Origin of the sequence: Bartonella sp. AP72JLCBS (assembly GCF_042195705.1) — a bacterium.
Taxonomy (GTDB): Bacteria; Pseudomonadota; Alphaproteobacteria; order Rhizobiales; family Rhizobiaceae; genus Bartonella.
On sequence record NZ_JBHIOU010000159.1, the window covers coordinates 1 to 507 of the forward strand.

At 34.1% G+C, this 507-nt stretch carries 1 protein-coding gene; it reads left to right on the forward strand.

Annotated elements, in window-relative coordinates:
- Positions 1 to 241: 241 nt before the first annotated feature.
- Positions 242 to 507 (forward strand): hypothetical protein (locus ACFILO_RS09845; RefSeq protein WP_375678256.1); only part of this gene is annotated, 266 nt, incomplete at its 3' end.

Genomic DNA, 507 nt, shown 5'->3' on the forward strand with positions numbered 1-507 from the left:
AAAAAACAGCACACTAAAACCCTTAGACTCTAAATGTGTTATCTTTATGTCCACAAAACATAATCAAAAATACAAGCATTTAGATCTCAATACAGAGAGCACAAACAAAACTAAAGACTCAAAATGTTCACACTCTAAGCAATGATCGTCTACTCTAAATTCCAAAGACATCAATAATGCTAAAATGTGTCTTTTTTATGTTTTGGAGGTGTTTCTAAGTTTTTTCATTGGAGAGTTTGTTATGAAAAAATTATATGCCCCACAAGCAGCGAGTGAATTAAAACGTTCTCGTTTTTCTTTTGTTAAAGTTCTTTCGTTGGCTACAGCGGCTACATTCTTATCGAATGTTACGCCTGTTTTTTCAGCAAATCCTGATTTTAGAAACACGTTTCTTGAGGGTGTAAAAAGTGCTGGTGTGTTTTATCCACAAAGCCTTCTCTCTGTTGCTGGTTTGAATGATTCTGATGATTACGCAAATTTTTTAACCAAAACCCTTTCTGGTAAGAG